This window comes from Bradyrhizobium australiense (assembly GCF_013114825.1).
Taxonomy (GTDB): Bacteria; Pseudomonadota; Alphaproteobacteria; order Rhizobiales; family Xanthobacteraceae; genus Bradyrhizobium; species Bradyrhizobium australiense.
In genome coordinates, this window is record NZ_JAAVLX010000001.1 from 266,055 (window position 1) to 283,311 (window position 17,257).

At 63.9% G+C, this 17,257-nt stretch carries 13 protein-coding genes; 5 read left to right on the forward strand and 8 right to left on the reverse strand.

What is annotated here, in order from left to right:
* Positions 1-22 precede the first annotated feature (22 nt).
* The 3 genes from HCN58_RS01240 to HCN58_RS01250 all read left to right on the forward strand — a co-directional run bounded on the left by HCN58_RS01240 (position 23) and on the right by HCN58_RS01250 (position 3,994).
* Positions 23-2,095: a cytochrome c1 gene (locus HCN58_RS01240; RefSeq protein ID WP_171577557.1), complete on the forward strand. Its 2,073-nt coding sequence runs from the start codon at positions 23-25 to the stop codon at positions 2,093-2,095.
* Between the two features lie 276 nt (positions 2,096-2,371).
* Positions 2,372-3,046, forward strand: a complete 675-nt coding sequence (locus HCN58_RS01245) for a dienelactone hydrolase family protein (RefSeq protein WP_171577558.1) — start codon at positions 2,372-2,374, stop codon at positions 3,044-3,046.
* A gap of 45 nt (positions 3,047-3,091) precedes the next feature.
* Positions 3,092-3,994 carry an NAD-dependent epimerase/dehydratase family protein gene (locus tag HCN58_RS01250; protein WP_171577559.1) on the forward strand — a complete coding sequence of 301 codons (903 nt, stop codon included), beginning with the start codon at positions 3,092-3,094 and terminating at the stop codon, positions 3,992-3,994.
* A 165-nt stretch (positions 3,995-4,159) separates the two neighbouring features.
* Here the strand turns inward: HCN58_RS01250 and HCN58_RS01255 are convergent, their stop codons facing one another.
* Positions 4,160-5,161, reverse strand: a complete 1,002-nt coding sequence (locus HCN58_RS01255; RefSeq protein WP_171577560.1) for a VOC family protein — start codon at positions 5,159-5,161, stop codon at positions 4,160-4,162.
* Between the two features lie 326 nt (positions 5,162-5,487).
* On the opposite strand from HCN58_RS01255, the gene HCN58_RS01260 reads away from it, so the two are divergent.
* Positions 5,488-7,653 carry an anthranilate synthase component I gene (locus HCN58_RS01260; RefSeq protein WP_171577561.1) on the forward strand — a complete coding sequence of 722 codons (2,166 nt, stop codon included), beginning with the start codon at positions 5,488-5,490 and terminating at the stop codon, positions 7,651-7,653.
* Positions 7,654-7,668: 15 nt separating this feature from the next.
* A complete protein-coding gene (locus HCN58_RS01265; protein WP_057841738.1) occupies positions 7,669-8,208 on the forward strand; it encodes an adenine phosphoribosyltransferase in 540 nt (179 codons plus the stop codon).
* A 149-nt stretch (positions 8,209-8,357) separates the two neighbouring features.
* Here the strand turns inward: HCN58_RS01265 and HCN58_RS01270 are convergent, their stop codons facing one another.
* The 7 genes from HCN58_RS01270 to smc form a co-directional block, all read right to left on the reverse strand.
* Entirely contained in the window at positions 8,358-8,690 is a 333-nt protein-coding gene (locus HCN58_RS01270) for a GIY-YIG nuclease family protein (protein ID WP_171577562.1), read from the reverse strand.
* 97 nt (positions 8,691-8,787) lie between these two features.
* A complete protein-coding gene (locus HCN58_RS01275; RefSeq protein ID WP_171577563.1) occupies positions 8,788-9,456 on the reverse strand; it encodes a P-loop NTPase family protein in 669 nt (222 codons plus the stop codon).
* Positions 9,457-9,515: 59 nt separating this feature from the next.
* A complete protein-coding gene (locus HCN58_RS01280; RefSeq protein ID WP_171577564.1) occupies positions 9,516-10,268 on the reverse strand; it encodes a P-loop NTPase family protein in 753 nt (250 codons plus the stop codon).
* A gap of 165 nt (positions 10,269-10,433) precedes the next feature.
* On the reverse strand, positions 10,434-11,627 hold the full coding sequence (locus HCN58_RS01285; protein ID WP_171577565.1) for a M48 family metalloprotease: 1,194 nt from the start codon (positions 11,625-11,627) through the stop codon (positions 10,434-10,436).
* 145 nt (positions 11,628-11,772) lie between these two features.
* A complete protein-coding gene (locus HCN58_RS01290) occupies positions 11,773-12,333 on the reverse strand; it encodes a LemA family protein (protein WP_171577566.1) in 561 nt (186 codons plus the stop codon).
* Between the two features lie 215 nt (positions 12,334-12,548).
* Positions 12,549-13,517 (reverse strand): small ribosomal subunit Rsm22 family protein, encoded by a 969-nt coding sequence (locus HCN58_RS01295; protein WP_171577567.1) that lies wholly within the window; start codon positions 13,515-13,517, stop codon positions 12,549-12,551.
* 131 nt (positions 13,518-13,648) lie between these two features.
* Positions 13,649-17,113: a chromosome segregation protein SMC gene (gene smc / locus HCN58_RS01300; RefSeq protein ID WP_171577568.1), complete on the reverse strand. Its 3,465-nt coding sequence runs from the start codon at positions 17,111-17,113 to the stop codon at positions 13,649-13,651.
* Between the last annotated feature and the right edge of the window lie 144 nt (positions 17,114-17,257).

Genomic DNA, 17,257 nt, shown 5'->3' on the forward strand with positions numbered 1-17,257 from the left:
TTACTTCCTCAGGATCGCATCAATGAGCGGACCATCCGATTTCCAGCCGACCAATCCCGCCTTGAAGTGGATCGAACGGCGCCTCCCGATCATGGGACTCATGCATTCCTCGTTCGTGGCGTATCCGACGCCGCGTAACCTGAACTACTGGTGGACCTTCGGCGCCATCCTTTCGATGATGCTAGGTGTGCAGATCCTGACCGGCGTGATCCTGGCGATGCACTACACGCCGCATGCCGATCTCGCGTTCAAATCGGTCGAGCTGATCGTCCGCGACGTCAACTATGGCTGGCTGCTGCGTAACATCCACGCCAGCGGCGCCTCGATGTTCTTCTTCGCGGTCTACATCCACATGTTCCGCGGCCTCTATTACGGGTCGTACAAGGAGCCGCGTGAAGTGCTGTGGATCCTTGGCGTCATTATTTATCTCCTGATGATGGCGACCGGTTTTATGGGCTACGTGCTGCCGTGGGGCCAGATGAGCTTCTGGGGCGCCACCGTCATCACCAACCTGTTCTCCGCCGTGCCGTATTTCGGCGAGAGCATCGTGACGCTGCTGTGGGGCGGCTATGCCGTCGGCAATCCGACGCTGAACCGCTTCTTCTCGCTGCACTATCTGCTGCCGTTCGTGATCGCCGGCGTGGTCGTGCTGCACATCTGGGCGCTGCATGTGGCGGGCCAGAACAATCCGGCCGGCGTCGAGGCGAAGACCGAAAAGGACACGGTGCCGTTCACGCCTTACGCGACCATCAAGGACATGTTCGGCGTCTCCTGCTTCTTGCTGTTCTTCGCCTGGTTCATCTTCTACATGCCGAACTATCTCGGCGATGCCGACAACTACATCCCGGCCAATCCCGGCGTGACGCCTGCGCACATCGTCCCGGAATGGTACTACCTGCCGTTCTACGCGATCCTGCGTTCGATCCCGAACAAGCTGGCTGGCGTCGTCGCGATGTTCGGCGCGATCATCATCCTGGCGTTCCTGCCCTGGCTCGACAGCGCCAAGACGCGCTCGTCGAAGTACCGCCCGCTGGCCAAGCAGTTCTTCTGGATGTTCGTGGTCGTCTGCATCGGGCTCGGCTATCTCGGCGCCCAGCCGCCGGAAGGCATCTATGTGATCGTCGGCCGTATTCTGACTGTCTGCTACTTCGCCTATTTCCTGATCCTGCTGCCGCTGCTCTCCCGGATCGAGAAGCCGCGTCCGGTGCCGAATTCGATCGCCGATGACGTGCTCGCCAAGACCGGCGGCAAGGCGGCGCCGATGGTGTCGACCGTAATCGCGCTGATGGTTGCCGGCGGATTGCTCGTCGGCGGTGCGCAGAATGCGCGCGCTGAGGACCACGGCGACAAGCCGCCCGGGCAGAAGTGGTCGTTCTCCGGTCCCTTCGGCAAGTTCGATCGCGGTGCCTTGCAGCGCGGCCTGAAGGTCTACAAGGAGGTCTGTTCCTCCTGCCATGGCCTGTCCTATGTCGCCTTCCGCAATCTCGCCGAAGCGGGCGGTCCCGGCTATTCGGTGGCCCAGGCCCAAGCGTTCGCTTCCGACTACAAGATCAAGGACGGCCCGAACGACCAGGGCGAGATGTTCGAGCGGCCGGGCCGGCCCGCCGACTATTTCCCGTCGCCGTTCCCGAACGAGCAGGCTGCGCGTGCCGCCAATGGCGGTGCAGCACCGCCGGATCTCTCGCTGATCGCCAAGGCGCGTTCCTACAAGCGCGGCTTCCCGATGTTCCTGATCGACTTCTTCACCCAGTATCAGGAGCAGGGCCCGGACTACGTTGCCGCGGTGCTGCAGGGCTATGAGGACATGCCGCCGGCCGGCTTCACACTGCCGGAAGGGTCGCACTACAACAAATATTTCCCCGGCCATGCCATCAAGATGCCGAAGCCGCTGAACGACGGCCAGGTCACCTATGACGACGGCTCGCCGGCAACGGTTGCGCAATACGCCAAGGACGTCACCACGTTCCTGATGTGGGCCGCGGAGCCGCATATGGAGGCGCGCAAGGCGCTCGGCATGCAGGTGTTCGTGTTCCTGATCCTGCTCACCGTGCTGCTGTACTTCACCAAGAAGAAGGTTTGGGCCAACGCCCACTGATAGACGCTCTTCATTGCGAAATTCGGAAAAGCCCCTGCGGGGGCTTTTTTGTTGTCGGGCACAAAGTTCGAGTCCCGGACGCGGTGCAGCGCTTCTTGAGCGGTGCACCGCAGAGCCGGGATCCACATTTTCATTGCGGCCATCGGCCCCGGCTCTGCAGCGCATGGCTTTCGCGCTGCGCAGCGTCCGGGGCACGAGAGATAGCAACCGGATTGCGTCCTGACGCCACTGCGGACAAAATGCCGGCAATCGGTCAGACATATCCCGGAGGAACTCATGGGTACTACCATCACCTTCAAGCGCCCGGACGGTAAAGATGCCAGCGGCTATCTCACCAACGCTGCGCGCGGCAATGCGCCGGGCGTGGTCGTGATCCAGGAATGGTGGGGCCTTCAGGACCAGATCAAGGGCTTGTGCGACCGGTTTGCCGTGGCGGGCTTCGATGCGCTTGCGCCGGATCTCTACAACGGCAAGGTGGTGCCGTATCACGACACGGATGCCGCCGGCAAAGAGATGAACTCGCTGGATTTCATGGATGCCACTACGCAGACCGTGCGGGGCGCCGCGCAATATCTGTCGCGCAACGGCGCCAAGGTCGGGCTGACCGGCTTTTGCCTCGGCGGCGCGGTGACCATCATCGGCGCCACCAAAATTCCGGAGCTTGCGGCCGGCGTGGTGTTCTACGGCATTCCGCCGGAGCAGGCGGCAAAGCCTGCGGACGTGAAGATTCCGCTGCAGGCGCATTTCGCCGACAAGGACGACTGGTGCACGCCGCAGGTGGTCGATGCCTTCGAGCAGAGCATGAAGGCCGCCGGCAAGTCGCTCGAACTGTTCCGCTATGACGCCGAGCACGCTTTCGTCAATGAGCAGCGGCAATCCGTCCATGATCGTCAGGCCGCAGAACTCGCCTGGGGCAGGGCCACGGAATTCTTCAAGAAGCATCTGGGATGAGACGCCCGCTCCGATTCGCCAAAAAGGCGCGCTTGAGGTTCAGGAATGAAAATCTTCTGCACGGGCGCATCGGGCTATATCGGCGGATCGGTTGCGGCTCATCTCATCGCCGCCGGACATCAGGTGACCGGATTGGTTCGCTCGCCTGAAAAAGCGGAAGCGGTTCGTGCGCGAGGCGTCCATCCCTTGCTGGGAACGCTCGACGACAGGGACATCCTGACGCAAGCCGCGCAGCGCGCCGACGTGGTTGTCAATGCTGCGAGCGCCGATCACGGAGACGCGGTCGAGAGCCTGCTCGGCGCGCTCGCCGGAAGCGGCAAGCCACTGATCCACACATCGGGATCGAGCATCGTCGGCACGCGCGCCAAGGGCGAGCGCTCCGATGCGATCTTCGATGAAGACACGCCAAATACCCCATCGCCCGCGCGCGCGGCGCGAGTTGCGCTGAACGAGTTCATTTTGTCCCATCGCGATAAGGGATGTCGGCCAGTCATCATCTGCCCGAGCCTGATCTATGGCCCAGGCCTTGGCGCGGGACCTGATAGCGTGCAGGTGCCGTTGCTGATTAATCTCGCAAAAAAGCGCGGCAACGCGGCACATGCGGGGCCCGGCGAGAACATCTGGTCAAACGTGCATATCGACGACCTCGTGACGCTCTACGCGCTTGCGATCGAGAAGGCTCCGGCCGGCGCGTTCTATTTCGCCGAGAACGGCGAGAATTCGATGCGCGAGGCATGCGAGGCCATCAACCGCATGCTGGGTTTTGCGGAACTGCCAACGGCGATGTCGATGCAGGAGGCTGCCGCCGAATGGGGCGAGCGCACGGCAGAGGATACGATGGCGTCGAACAGCCGTGTGCGGGCAAAGCGCGCGCGGCAAGAACTCGGATGGCAGCCGGCCGCACGTGGCCTAATCGAGGAGATCGAGCACGGGTGCTATCGGGAGTAGCACCGCAGACTCAACTATCATCACTGCGAAAGCAGGACCCATACGCCGCGGCCTGTTGTTTTGGAAAATGCTTTTCGACGACTTCGCGCAACGACTACTCCATATGGTTATGGGTCCCTGCGTTCGCAGGGACGACGTGGGGTCGTTCGGCGGCGCTTCCGGCCGCTAATTCTTCCCGCGCACGCCGTCCCACCACGCGCACGTCCCCGACATCAGCTTGTAATTGCCCTCCATCACCTGCACGGGCGCACGCAGTCCTGATGCGGCGGCGCGCAGGCGCATCTCGCGCGCGACCGCGCGATCTTCCGGCGGCAGCCAGATGCGCTCATGTCCCCACAGGCTCGGGCCGTCATGCATCTCGACCGGCTGCCACGTCGCGGGATCGATCTCGCGGCCGCCCCAGCCGCATTCGATCATGAAGGACGACGGCGTTTTGGCGTAGAACGAGGTCATGAAATCGTTGGTGTGACGGCCGAGCGTGACGCCGACGCGGTCCTCCTGCGTCAGCGCGATGTCATAGCATTGGCCGACGTCGTCGAGCGAGAACAGCTCCACCATCAGATGGTGCATGCCGTTCCTGCCGGTCTCGATCAGTGCGAGGCTGTGATGCCTTGCGTTGACGTGGAAGAAATAGGCGCGGAACGGTTTTGAGATGTAGTCGGAAAGTCCGAAGCCCAGCACGTCGACGTAAAACGCCATGACAGGCTCGATGTTCTCGACCGTCAGCACGGCATGTCCCAGCCCAAGCGGGCCGGTGCGGAAGCCCGAGATCGAACGCCCCGGCACGAACGGGGCGTCGTCGATCTCGGCGCCGTAAAACGCCTCCAGCCGGTTGCCGGCGGGGTCGCGAAACGAAATCAGGCTGCGCACGCGCCGCGCGTCGGCCAGCGTCTGCGGTTCGGCCACGACATGCACGCCGGCCTGTTCTAGCCTGGTCGCCAGCGCGTCCAGCGCTGTGCTGTTAGCGACCTCCCAGCCGAAGAAGCGCGTGCCTTCGCCCATCGCGCGGTCGATGACGATGCGCTGCTTGCGGTCGTCCATTCGGAACGCCAAGAGCGAATTGCCGCGCTCGACCGCCTGCAGGCCGACGAGACCGGTCCCGAACTGCCGCCAGTCCTCGAGATCGGCCGATCCGAAACCGGCATATCCCAGAGCCTGCAGTGCCATCCGTGCCTCCATGGTTTGCAATCTTTGCGCGTTGTAAGCGCCGATGCTTGCTCAAATCCTACGCAAGTTTGGCGCCGACCGACACCCAAAGTTGGGCTGGGGGCGGGCGTTCCGGCCCGTCCCTCCCTTGACATCGCCCCCGCCGGATGGTGATTAGGCTTCCATGAGCACCGTTGCTACCCCCTCCCGTCTGTGGTGGCGCACCTCTTAAAGAGGTGGCCGGTGCGATTTCATTTTTTCAATCGTCGAAGGTCGCCATCGCAGTGCGACGGTCCCTTCGTTTGTCCTGTGTGGCGCTCCCTCCCGAAGTTTCGTAAGAGGATCACATGAACAGGACAGCCTTCTCCCTGCCGGAACACAGCGAATACCGGACCAGCGGCGGCCTCGCGATCTCGCGCGCCGTCGAACAGTTCACCGGCAACGCCAAGCGGCTGGACGAATTGATCGAACTGCTCGATCGCCGCCGTGGCGTGGTGCTTTCCTCCGGCACCACTGTGCCGGGCCGCTACGAAAGTTTTGACCTCGGCTTTGCCGATCCGCCGCTGGGGCTGGAAACGGCTGGCTCGAACTTCTCTCTGAGCGCGTTGAACGCGCGCGGCGAGGTGCTGATCGCGTTTCTGGGCGACGTGCTGCGCGAGCCCTGCGTCGTCATTTCGGAGCGAAGCCCGACGCGGCTGGCCGGCCACATCATCCGCGGCGCCGCACCGGTCGAGGAAGACCAGCGCACCCGCCGCGCCAGCGTGATGTCGCTGGTGCGCGATCTCGTCGCTGCGCTGTCGGCCAATGACGATCCGCTGCTCGGCCTGTTCGGCGCCTTTGCCTACGACCTTGTGTTCCAGATCGAGGACCTCGTGCAGAAGCGGGCGCGGGAGGCCGACCAGCGCGACATCGTGCTCTACGTGCCGGATCGCCTTTTGGCCTACGACCGCGCCACCGGCCGTGGCGTCGTGCTGAGCTACGATTTCTCTTGGAAGGGGAAGTCCACCCAGGGGCTGCCGCGCGACACCGCCGCGAGCGTTTACGCCAAAACGCCGCGACAGGGATTCGCCGATCACGCGCCCGGCGAATATCAAGCAACGGTCGAGGTCGCGCGTGCGGCGTTTGCGCGCGGCGATCTGTTCGAGGCAGTGCCCGGGCAACTGTTCGCCGAGCCGTGCGAGCGCTCGCCGGCCGAAGTGTTCCAGCGGCTGTGCCGCATCAACCCGTCGCCCTATGGCGCGCTGATGAATCTCGGGGACGGCGAATTTCTGGTGTCGGCCTCGCCGGAAATGTTCGTGCGCTCCGACGGCCGCCGCGTCGAGACCTGCCCGATTTCGGGCACCATCGCGCGCGGCGTCGATGCGATCGGCGATGCCGAGCAGATCCGGCAATTGTTGAACTCGGAGAAGGACGAATTCGAGCTCAACATGTGCACCGACGTCGACCGCAACGACAAGGCGCGCGTTTGCATCCCCGGCACGATCAAGGTGCTGGCGCGGCGGCAGATAGAGACCTATTCGAAGCTGTTCCACACCGTCGACCATGTCGAAGGCATGCTGCGGCCTGGCTTCGATGCGCTGGATGCGTTCCTGACCCATGCCTGGGCGGTCACTGTGACAGGTGCGCCGAAATTGTGGGCCATGCAGTTCGTCGAGGACAATGAGCGTTCGTCGCGGCGCTGGTACGCCGGCGCGATCGGCGCGGTGAATTTCGACGGCAGCATCAATACCGGCCTCACCATCCGCACCATCCGCATGAAGGATGGGCTGGCCGAAGTGCGCGTCGGCGCCACCTGCCTGTTCGATTCCGATCCGGCGGCCGAAGACCGCGAGTGCCAGGTCAAGGCGGCCGCGCTGTTCCAGGCGCTGCGTGGCGACGCGCCGAAGCCACTCTCGACCTTTGCACCCGACGCCACCGGTTCGGGCCGCAAGGTGCTCTTGATCGATCACGACGACAGTTTTGTTCATATGCTGGCGGATTATTTCCGGCAGGTCGGCGCAAGCGTAACCGTGGTCCGGCACGTGCATGCGCAGGAGATGCTGAAGCGGAAGGGCTGGGATCTCCTGGTATTGTCGCCGGGCCCGGGTCGCCCTGAAGATTTTGGAATCGCGAAGACCATCGGAACGGCGCTGGACAGAAAACTGCCGATCTTCGGCGTCTGCCTCGGCGTGCAGGCGATCGGCGAATATTTTGGCGGCCAGCTCGGTCAGCTTACCCAGCCAGCGCACGGACGGCCGTCGCGGGTTCAGGTACGCGGCGGACGGCTGATGCAGAACCTGCCGAATGAAATCGTGATCGGCCGCTATCATTCGCTCTATGTCGAGCGCGGCAGCGTGCCCGATGTTCTCGAAGTCACCGCGACCACCGAGGACGGCGTCGCGATGGCGATCGAACACAGGACCCTGCCGGTCGGCGGCGTGCAGTTTCACCCGGAATCGCTGATGTCGCTCGGCGGCGAGGTGGGGCTGCGTATCGTCGAGAACGCCTTTCGTCTGAACGTACCCGTTAATTGAGATTGCGAGAGACCGATGACATTCGATCACGACATCAAGGCCACCGTCCGCACCATTCCGGATTACCCGAAAAAGGGCATCCTGTTTCGCGACATCACGACGCTGCTGGCGGATGCGCGCGCCTTTCGTCGCGCCGTCGATGAGCTGGTGCAGCCCTGGGCGGGATTGAAAATCGACAAGGTCGCCGGCATCGAGGCGAGGGGCTTCATCCTCGGCGGTGCGGTGGCGCATCAGGTGTCCGCTGGCTTCGTGCCGATCCGGAAAAAAGGCAAGCTGCCGCACACCACCGTGCGGATCGCCTATTCGCTGGAATACGGCCTCGACGAGATGGAAATGCACGCCGACGCCGTCCATCCCGGCGAACGCGTCATCCTGGTCGATGATCTCATCGCCACCGGCGGCACCGCGGAGGGCGCGGTGAAGTTGCTGCGCCAGATCGGCGCCAACGTGGTCGCGGCCTGCTTCATCATCGATCTGCCCGATCTCGGCGGCGCCGCCAAGCTGCGCGCGATGGAAGTGCCGGTGCGTACGCTGATGGCGTTTGAGGGGCATTGAGCTTCGAAGGCGGTTGGCACGTTCCCCGGATGCTGCGCAGCGCGCCGCGTTTGCGGCGTGGTGCGCTGCTGATCCGGGGTCTCCCGACAGGTGTGGTCCCGGCTCTGCGGAGAAGCGTTGCACGCTGCACCGCGTCCGGGACACGATCATCAAACCGCTTCGGCGCCGAACTGCGATCGCCAATGCAGCGCGCGCTCTTTCAAAAGCGCGTCGCGGATATAGGGCGTCTCGTCCTCTTCCAGGCGCTCGCATGCCTCAAACGTCAGGCTATCGGGTCCGTGCGCGGCCCAGGCCGCCTGCAGGCTGCGGCAGGTGTGGCTGCCCTGCCGTAGCGAGAACCAGATGCGGTTCTGGATTTTTTCGAGATTAGGCGCCTGGCCGACCCACGTCTCGGAAGTCGCCCTGCAGCGGATGACGAAGACGCCCGCGATGGTCTGCCGCTCCTTGTAGGCGGCAATGGCTGCCTTTCTATCCGATGTCACGGGATGCCTCGTGGATGAGCTCGGGTCCGGCGAGGCAATAACAAACCGGCGGTCTGGCGTCAATATTACCCGGGTAATATTTGGACTTGCGAACACCTCACGATCGCTGTGGGAACAGGCTGAACTCAAGCTCCCGAAAACTGGTGTAGTTCCTGCGGATCCACTGGTGCAGCTCGCTCGACGAGTCCCGCTCGTTGCGCAAGTAGTCGGTGAAGGAAAAGGTCAGCCGGTCGACATAGGTCTTCAGGAACGAGGGCAGCGCCGATATGCGCAGCACCCGCCCCAGGCCCATCGCCTCGGGCAGTTCGCCACGCACCACATACTCGTTGTCGACCGCAATCAGCGCTTTCAATGGGATCTGCTCGCGTAACGTTGGATAGGCACGTGCGGAAACACGGTCGGTATCGGCCACGAACAGGATGATCGGCGCGACACCACGCCGTGCGGCCTCTTTGAGAAAGCCGATCTCGTTGGTCATCTTGAAGAACTCGTCAAACGCATGAAAGCCCAAGTCGATCACCTTGGCGATGCCGTCGTTGACGATCAGGCGGTCCATGAGCTGCATCTTGCCATAGGTGTCCATCACGTCGGCTGTCTCCGTGATGCGCGGCAGATATTCGAGCAGCGATGGTTCCTTCAGGTTGATGTCGAAGGAAGATACCGTCCCATCCTTCAGCAGCAGGAACTCGCTCAACAGGCGCGCGAGCAGAGTCTTGCCGACCAGCGGCCGGGGCGAGCAGATGATATAGACAGGCGTGGCGCTCATCACCCGCTATATCAAAGGAATTTTTCGGCTAATCCAGCCCCGTCGCGGCGGCTATCCGACTATTTTTCGCCGCCGCGCACGCCAGGCTTAGCGCCGACGAGATCGGTCAGCTTGATGCGGTCGAACTCGCTCCAGACGTTGGCGAGCCAGTGCCGGACATAGCCGCGCAGCACGAACGAATAGTTCGCGGCCTCGTCGTCCTTGCCTTTGTTGGCGACGAATTTGAGGAACGGCACCGAGGAAACCTCAACCTGCTCGTAGGCCATTTCATTGAGCTTGGGGATCGTGAGGTCGGTAGCGTCCTTGATACGGTGAAAGTAGGAGTTGTAGGTCGATTGATCCCACTGGAAGAACTGGGTGTCGTTGATGAAGTTCTTCACCAGGAAATATTTGGCGCCGTGCATGAAGTTCGCGGTCTCGGCGATTTCGTCCAGCGAGGCGATCGAGGGGCCCAGTATATGGAACACGGCAAAGGTGATCTGACCGGCCTTCGCAGCATCGAGAAAGCCGATGTCGCGCAGCGAGGCCAGCGCCGGCGACAGCAGTCCGGCGCGGACGTCGATCACGGTGACGGAGGGGCTGACCGCGTTCAGCGTATCGAAGATCTTCATCTGATCCGACGTCGTCGTCATGTCGACGATCTCGGTGATGTCGGGGTGGAAGCGCTTCAGGGTGCCGCGGGGCGATTCGGTGTCGAATGCCCGGGTCGGCACGTTATTGGCGCTGAAATAATCCAGGAGCGTCCGCGACACGGTCGTCTTGCCGACTCCGCCCTTGTCCGCGCCCACCACAATCACGACTGGCTTTGCCATGGAATTCCCTTGAACAGCAGTTCCGACCGCGGGAGCGGCCGGCATGCCCCATTGCCTGCTTTGGGCGCGAACATGGCAGAAACAAGGGAGAATTCAATTCATTAGACGGCCGTTGCCACTATTCGCACGGAATTTGTTAATCCGGCGCGTCGGCAGGGTGGCTGTTTAGCGATGCGGGCCCCAAGGGCCCTCCGAGGGGCCGGGACGCGCGCCCGGAACGCCGGCGGGCTCGCCGGCGTCGCCCCACGGGCCGCGGGAAACCGGCGATTGGAGTTGCTCCGTGGCCGATTCCTCCGACTCATCGGAGTCATCCGCCGGACCCGACGGGAGAGGGAGCAGGCCGGGATCATGGCCACCGGCAAACTGCACCAGCGCTTTCACGCGTGCATCCACCGATGGATGGGTCGCGAACAGGTCGGCAAACCCTTCACGCGGATTGTCGACGCAGAGCTCCATTACCGCAGACGTTGCGCCCGGCAGCTCGCCGCGATTCTCGATCTTGCGCAGCGCCGTGATCATCGCGTCGGGGTTCTTAGTCAGTTCGACCGAGCCGGCGTCGGCCAATAGTTCGCGCGACCGTGACAGCGCCAGCTTGACGACTTGCGACAACAGCCAGGCCAGCAGGATCAGCACCACCGCGATGATGATCGCAATGATGGCGCCGCCGCCGCCCTTGCTGTCGCGGTCGGACGACGATGAAGAGGACGACGAGGAAGACGACGATGACGACCAGTCGCTTCCGCTCGAATTCCACGACAGGTTGGTGAACATGCGAAAGAACAATTCGCCGAAAAAGCCGATCACGCCGGCGATGATGACGGCGACCACCATCAGCTGTACGTCGCCATTGCGGATATGCGTGAGCTCGTGGCCCAGCACGGCCTCGATTTCCTGGTCGTTGAGCGCCTGCAGAAGGCCCGATGTTACCGTGATGGAATATTGCCGCCGGTTGAGGCCGGTGGCGAAGGCGTTCAGTGCCGGGCTGTCCATCACCTTCAGCTTCGGCATCGGGATGCCGCGCGAGATGCAGAGATTTTCCAGGAGATTGTAGAGCCGCGGCTGCTGCTGCCGCGTCACGCTCTCGCCGCCGGTCACGGCATCGATCATGTTCTGGTGGAAGAAATAGGCGATTACGATCCACAGCGCGGCGGCGATCGTGGCGTAGGGGAAGGCTGCGATCAGGTCGCGCGACGCATACATCAGGTAATAATCGAGCGATTTGTCGCTGTGCATCAGCGCTTCTGCGACCAGTGCGCCGGCAAAGACCAATACATAGATCAGTAGAAACAGACCGGCGAGCAGCAGCATCGAACGAAATTTGTTCGATGCGATATGCGTGTAGAGACCATACGCCGCCATAATGCGTTACCACGCGTCATTCCGGGGCGATGCGGAGCATCGAACCCCAATGTGCAATTGCACATTGTGGAATCTCGAGATTCCGGGTCTGGTCCTTCGGACCATCCCGGAATGACGGAGAACGAGGGTCATGGGCCGTGGTGTCCTAGAACTTCACGCTCGGCACCGTCTCGACTTCGGTGCGGCTGGCGCCGAGGTCGAAGAATTCCTTGCGGGTAAAGCCGAACATGCCGGCAAACAGTGCCGCCGGAAGCTGCTGGATGCCGGTGTTGTATTCCTGGACGGCGTTGTTGAAGAAGCGGCGGCTCGCCGCGATCTTGTTTTCGAGGTCGGAGAGTTCACTGGCGAGCTGCTGGAAGTTGGCGTTGGCCTTGAGGTCCGGATAGGCCTCCGACAGCGCGATCAGGCGCCCTAGCGCACCGCTCAACTGATTCTCCGCGGCCGACACCTGCGCCGGTCCCTGCGCCGACATCGCGGAATTGCGGGCCTTGATGACGTCGTCGAGCGTGCCGCGCTCGTGCGAGGCGTAGCCCTTCACGGTCTCGACCAGGTTCGGGACCAGATCGTGACGCTGCTTGAGCTGCACGTCGATGTCGGCAAAAGCCTGGCCGACGCGTTGGCTGAGCGCGACCAGGCGGTTATATGCAGCGAAGGCAAACAGCACGATGATGACGATGACGCCGAGAATGATCCAGCCGGTCGACATGACAGACAGCTCCTGTGGGACGAAAAGACAGGGAAACTAGACGAAAAACCGGGCGTGCGGCGGCCCGGCTGCAGGTGGGGCATGCGTTAGTCGGAAATGGGACGGGATTAGTTCAAGGGGCAACACTCCGCGGTCGTTCCGGGGCGATGCAAAGCATCGAACCCGGAATCTCGAGATTCCGGGTCTGCTCCTTCGGACCATCCGGAATGACAGCGTCAAGTGATGGCGTCGCCCCATCGCCAGCGGCGGGCACTGGCATAGTCGGCCTTGGCGCGGCGGGGCACTTTTCTAAAGGCGAGGCCATCCGGTGTGCAAAGCTTTGCCGTTACGTCCACCTTGCTGACGACGGGTTGCGCAAGCACCCGCGACGCGCGCCTGACAACCGCCGCGCGCGTCAGCGCGACATAGGCGAATTTTTCGTCCTCGTACGGCAGCGCCGCGCCCTTGACCTGCTTGTGCGCGCGGGAGCGCTGCAGGCGCTGGGTGAAATGGCACCAGTCCGGCGCTTGTAGCGGGCATTGGCTGTCGTGCGGGCAGGGGGCGGCGACATGTGCGCCCAGCGCGATCAGGTGCGCGCGCAGCGCGATGATCCGCGCATACCCGGCAGGCGTGCCGGGTTCGACCACGAGCAGCGTATCATGGGTCTTCTGCCACATCAGTTCGGCAAGCGCGCGTTGCTCGGCGTCGCCGATCTCGCCGATCATGTAGCTTGCCACGACCAGGTCGGCTGCATCCGCTTTGACAAGCGCGGCGCGGGCTTCGCCGCGTTCGTAAGCGATGCCGCGCAGCCGGGTGCTGTCGCGGACAAGATCCAGCGCCAGCGTGCGCAGCGCGTCGTTGGCGTCCAGCAGCGTGAAGTCCGTCAGCGACCGGAATGCTTCGGCGGCTGACCAGGTCGCCGTTCCCGGCCCGGCGCCGACATCGAGCAAGCTTCCGGGGGCGAAGTCAGGTCTGTTTTCTGCGAGCGCATTCAGGCTGGCCGTGACCGCGGCATAGGTTGCCGGCATCCGCGCCAACGCATAGGCGAGCGCATCCGTCCCTGAGCGGATGGTAGTGGAGCCGCCGCCGTCGCGGTAGGTTTTCGAGATGGCGGCTGAGCGGCCAGCCGCGTCAGTGCGCGAAAAGCCCCGCAGCTTGCCGTCGAGTGCGGCTTTTAGTTCGGCGGGAAGCTCGGGTGAGGTCATGGTTCTCGTCATGCCCCGCGAAGGCGGGGCATCCAGTAAGCCGTGACAGTAGAGCGCTTCCACAGAGAGCGCGGCGCACTGGATCATCCGCCTTCGCGGATGATGACGTCAACAGGGTGAGGCGACCTGCCTCACGCCACGTTCTGATCCAAAATCTTCACAGCGTCGTCGAGGCCGACCGAGACCAGTTGCGAGACGCCGCGCTCGGCCATGGTGACGCCGAACAGCCGGTTCATCCTGGCCATGGTGATCGGGTTGTGCGTGATGATGATGAAGCGGGTTTCCGTCGACGATGTCATCTCGTGCAGCAGGTTGCAGAACCGCTCCACGTTGTGGTCGTCGAGCGGCGCGTCGACTTCGTCCAGCACGCAAATCGGCGACGGGTTGGTGAGGAACACGGCGAAGATCAGCGCCAGCGCCGTCAGCGCCTGCTCGCCGCCCGAAAGCAGTGACAGCGTCTGCGGCTTCTTGCCAGGCGGTTTCGCGATGATTTCGAGGCCGGCCTCCAGCGGATCGTCGCTCTCGATCAGATGAAGCGCCGCTTCGCCGCCGCCGAACAGTTCGACAAACAGCCGCTTGAAGTGGTCGTTGACGGTCTCGAACGAGGTCAGCAGTCGCTCGCGGGCTTCCTTGTTGAGGCTCTGGATGCCCTGGCGCAGCCGCTTGATGGCTTCGACCAAGTCGTCGCGCTCGGTGGTCAGCGCCGTATGCTGGGTCTCGACCTCGCGCAGTTCTTCCTCGGCGCGCAGATTGACGGCCCCAAGGCGCTCGCGGTCGCGCCGTAGCTTTTCGAGGTTTTCCTCGATTTCGGAAAGCGGCGGCAATTCCGCGCCGGGCTCGATCTCGGCCAGTGCCGCTACCGCGTGCGGCTCGACTTCAAGCATGTCGTGGATTTCGCGCTCGATGTCGGAAAGCCGGCGCTTGGTGCCTTCCATGCGTTCCTCGGCGCGGGCGCTGGCTTCGCGGGAAGAGGAGAGCGCTTCGAGCGACGCCTTGGCGGCGCGGTCGGTTTCCGCCATCAGGCTTTCGGCGGCGGCGAGCGCGTCGGCGGCGAAGCGGCGGGCGCTTTCGGCGGACTCGATCTCGTTGATCAGCGCGCGGCGCTTTTCGGCAAACACGGCCGGCGCATTTTCAAGCTCGGCGCGTTCGGCCGTTACTTCGGTGATGCGCGCCTCGACCGTGGCGACCTGGGAGGCCGAGCTCTGCTTGCGATTCTGCCATTCGGTGCGTTCGGCGGTGATCGCCTGCACGCGCTTGTCGGCCAGCTCCGCTTCGCGTGCCAGTGCCTGGGCTTCGGCCCGCACCTGCGCGGCAAAGCGGCGGTGTCCGTCGATCTCGGTGCGAACGGCGCTCAGTTTCGCTTCGGTCTCATCCGTCGGCGGCAGTTCGGCCAGCGCGGCAGTAGCGCTCTCATGCGCGGCTTCCGCTTCGCTTCGGTCCGCGGCAAGGCGGGTATGGGCTTCGGTCAGCGCGGATTTGCGCGCGGCGTGGCGGCTGATCTCGCGCTCGGTCGCGGCATGGCGCTCGCGCGCCGCATCGGCCTCGCGCTGCGCGGCCCGCCACGCCTCGCGGGCGGCGGTTTCGGCGGCAGATGCCCCCTTCAGTTCGGCCTCGGCGTCTTCCAGCGCCTGCCGCTTGGCGGCGGCATCAGTGCGGGCCTGCTCCAGCTCGTGTTCGATATCGACGAGGCGGGCACGTTCGGCGAGACGCCGCGCGGCGCCGGTCGGCGCATGTGCAGCGGCGACAAAACCATCCCAGCGCCAGACGTCGCCTTCCAGCGATACCAGCCGCTGGCCGGTCTTCAATTGCGAGACGAACTCCGCGCCGCGCTCCTTCGGCACGACGCCGATCTGCGCGAGACGGCGTGCCAGTTCGGCCGGCGCCTCGACATGCGCAGCCAACGCCTCCACGCCGTCCGGCAGCGTCGGATCGTCGAAGCTCGCGCCGGCGTTGGTCCAGCGCATCGGCGCCGAGGGATCGATGGGTGCGTCGAGGTCGTCGCCGAGTACGGCGCCAAGCGCCTTCTCGTAGCCCTTGGCGACGGTGACACCGTCGATGATCGGCGGCCACAGATTCTTGGTCTCGACATTGACGAGTTTTGAAATCGTGCGCGCTTCGGTCTCAAGCCGCTGCACGCGCTTTTCGGCCTCGGTGAGCGGGGCGCGGGAAGCTTCGAGCTTCTGCCGCGCGGCGATGTGACCGGTCTCGCTGGCTTGCGCTGCCGCTTCGGATACCGCCAGCGTTTCCTGCGCGGTCTCCATGGCGGCGGCGAGCGCGTCGATGTCGCCGAGATTGCTGGTCTCAGTGCTGAGTTTCTGCTCGTCGGCCGCGACGCTGGCGATTTCCTGATCGAGCCGGGCCAGCCGGTCGCGATGGGTGCGCACGCCGGCCTCTAACTGGTTGCGCTTGGCGGTGAGGTCAGCGAGCGCCGTGGTCAATTCGCCGAACATACGCTCGGCCGCGGCCAGCGTCGCTTCCGCCTCCGACACGCGCTCGTCGACGCCGGAGCGCTTTTCGACGCGCGATTTGATCTCTTCCTTGATCTCCGCGTCTTCGGTGTCGAGTCGCTGCAGCGCGATCTCGGCATCGGATGTCTGCTGCTGCTCGCGCGCGATATCGGCGACGAACTGATTCAGCCGCCGGTCGAGCTCTGCGACACGCTCTTTGGCGCGCTCTTCCTCGCGGTCGAGCTGTTCGCGCGCATTGGTGAGGCGCTGCAGCCCGGCCGCGGCGCGAGCTTCACCTTCGCGCAGCGCAGGCAGTTCGGAGGCGCGGATCGCCTGGATGCGAGCGGCTTCGGCCTGCTCGCGGGTGCGCTCGGCCATCTCGCGCACGTTGATGTCGTGCGTATGCGCGGCTTCCGCGACGTCGGCATTGGCCTCTAACCAGCGTAGGTGGAACAGCGTGGCTTCCGCCTTGCGCACCTTGGCGGCGACTTCGCGAAACCGGATCGCCTGGCGCGCCTGCTTCTTTAGTCCGTCCATCTGGCTGGAAAGTTGACCGATCACGTCCTCGACGCGGGTGAGGTTGGTTTCGGCGGCCTTTAGCCGCAACTCCGCCTCGTGCCGACGGGCATGCAGGCCGGCGACGCCGGCTGCGTCTTCCAGCACGCGGCGGCGCTGTTCCGGCTTGGCCTGAATGATTTCGCCGATCTTGCCCTGGTGAACCAGCGCCGGCGAACGCGCGCCGGTGGCGGCATCGGCAAACAGGATCTGCACGTCGCGGGCGCGGACGTCGCGGCCGTTGATGCGATAGACCGAGCCGGCCTCGCGCTCGATGCGGCGCGAGATTTCCAGCACATGGCTGTCGTTGACCGCGGCAGGCGCCGTACGATCGGCATTGTCGATCGTCATGGTGACTTCGGCGTGGTTGCGCGCCGGACGGTTGCCGGAACCCGCGAAGATCACCGCATCCATGTCGGCAGCGCGCAGCGATTTGTGCGAGGTCTCGCCCATCGCCCAGCGCAGCGCCTCGACCAGGTTCGACTTGCCGCAGCCGTTCGGTCCGACTACGCCGGTGAGGCCGGGTTCGATCATGAAATCAGTGGGTTCGACGAACGACTTGAAACCGTGGAGGCGAAGGCGCGTGAGTTTCATGAACACAAATCTCTGTTGGCCGGGCGCGAATCTCCCTGCCGTGACAATACCATAGAAGGCAATGTCGGTGTGGATGAGCCGCCCGTTGCGGCGCTTATGAGCCGCGACAATGGCGAGGCCGAGGCCGGAGAGCAACGCCCCCGC

Bases quoted from the DNA above. Each gene is read 5' to 3' on its own strand.
- HCN58_RS01290 (WP_171577566.1), bottom strand. From the start codon at position 12,333: ATGTCGACCGGCTGGATCATTCTCGGCGTCATCGTCATCATCGTGCTG.
- smc (WP_171577568.1), bottom strand. From the start codon at position 17,113: ATGAAACTCACGCGCCTTCGCCTCCACGGTTTCAAGTCGTTCGTCGAA.
- HCN58_RS01240 (WP_171577557.1), top strand. From the start codon at position 23: ATGAGCGGACCATCCGATTTCCAGCCGACCAATCCCGCCTTGAAGTGG.
- HCN58_RS01255 (WP_171577560.1), bottom strand. From the start codon at position 5,161: ATGGCACTGCAGGCTCTGGGATATGCCGGTTTCGGATCGGCCGATCTC.
- HCN58_RS01295 (WP_171577567.1), bottom strand. From the start codon at position 13,517: ATGACCTCACCCGAGCTTCCCGCCGAACTAAAAGCCGCACTCGACGGC.
- HCN58_RS01250 (WP_171577559.1), top strand. From the start codon at position 3,092: ATGAAAATCTTCTGCACGGGCGCATCGGGCTATATCGGCGGATCGGTT.
- HCN58_RS01245 (WP_171577558.1), top strand. From the start codon at position 2,372: ATGGGTACTACCATCACCTTCAAGCGCCCGGACGGTAAAGATGCCAGC.
- HCN58_RS01260 (WP_171577561.1), top strand. From the start codon at position 5,488: ATGAACAGGACAGCCTTCTCCCTGCCGGAACACAGCGAATACCGGACC.
- HCN58_RS01275 (WP_171577563.1), bottom strand. From the start codon at position 9,456: ATGAGCGCCACGCCTGTCTATATCATCTGCTCGCCCCGGCCGCTGGTC.
- HCN58_RS01285 (WP_171577565.1), bottom strand. From the start codon at position 11,627: ATGGCGGCGTATGGTCTCTACACGCATATCGCATCGAACAAATTTCGT.
- HCN58_RS01265 (WP_057841738.1), top strand. From the start codon at position 7,669: ATGACATTCGATCACGACATCAAGGCCACCGTCCGCACCATTCCGGAT.
- HCN58_RS01280 (WP_171577564.1), bottom strand. From the start codon at position 10,268: ATGGCAAAGCCAGTCGTGATTGTGGTGGGCGCGGACAAGGGCGGAGTC.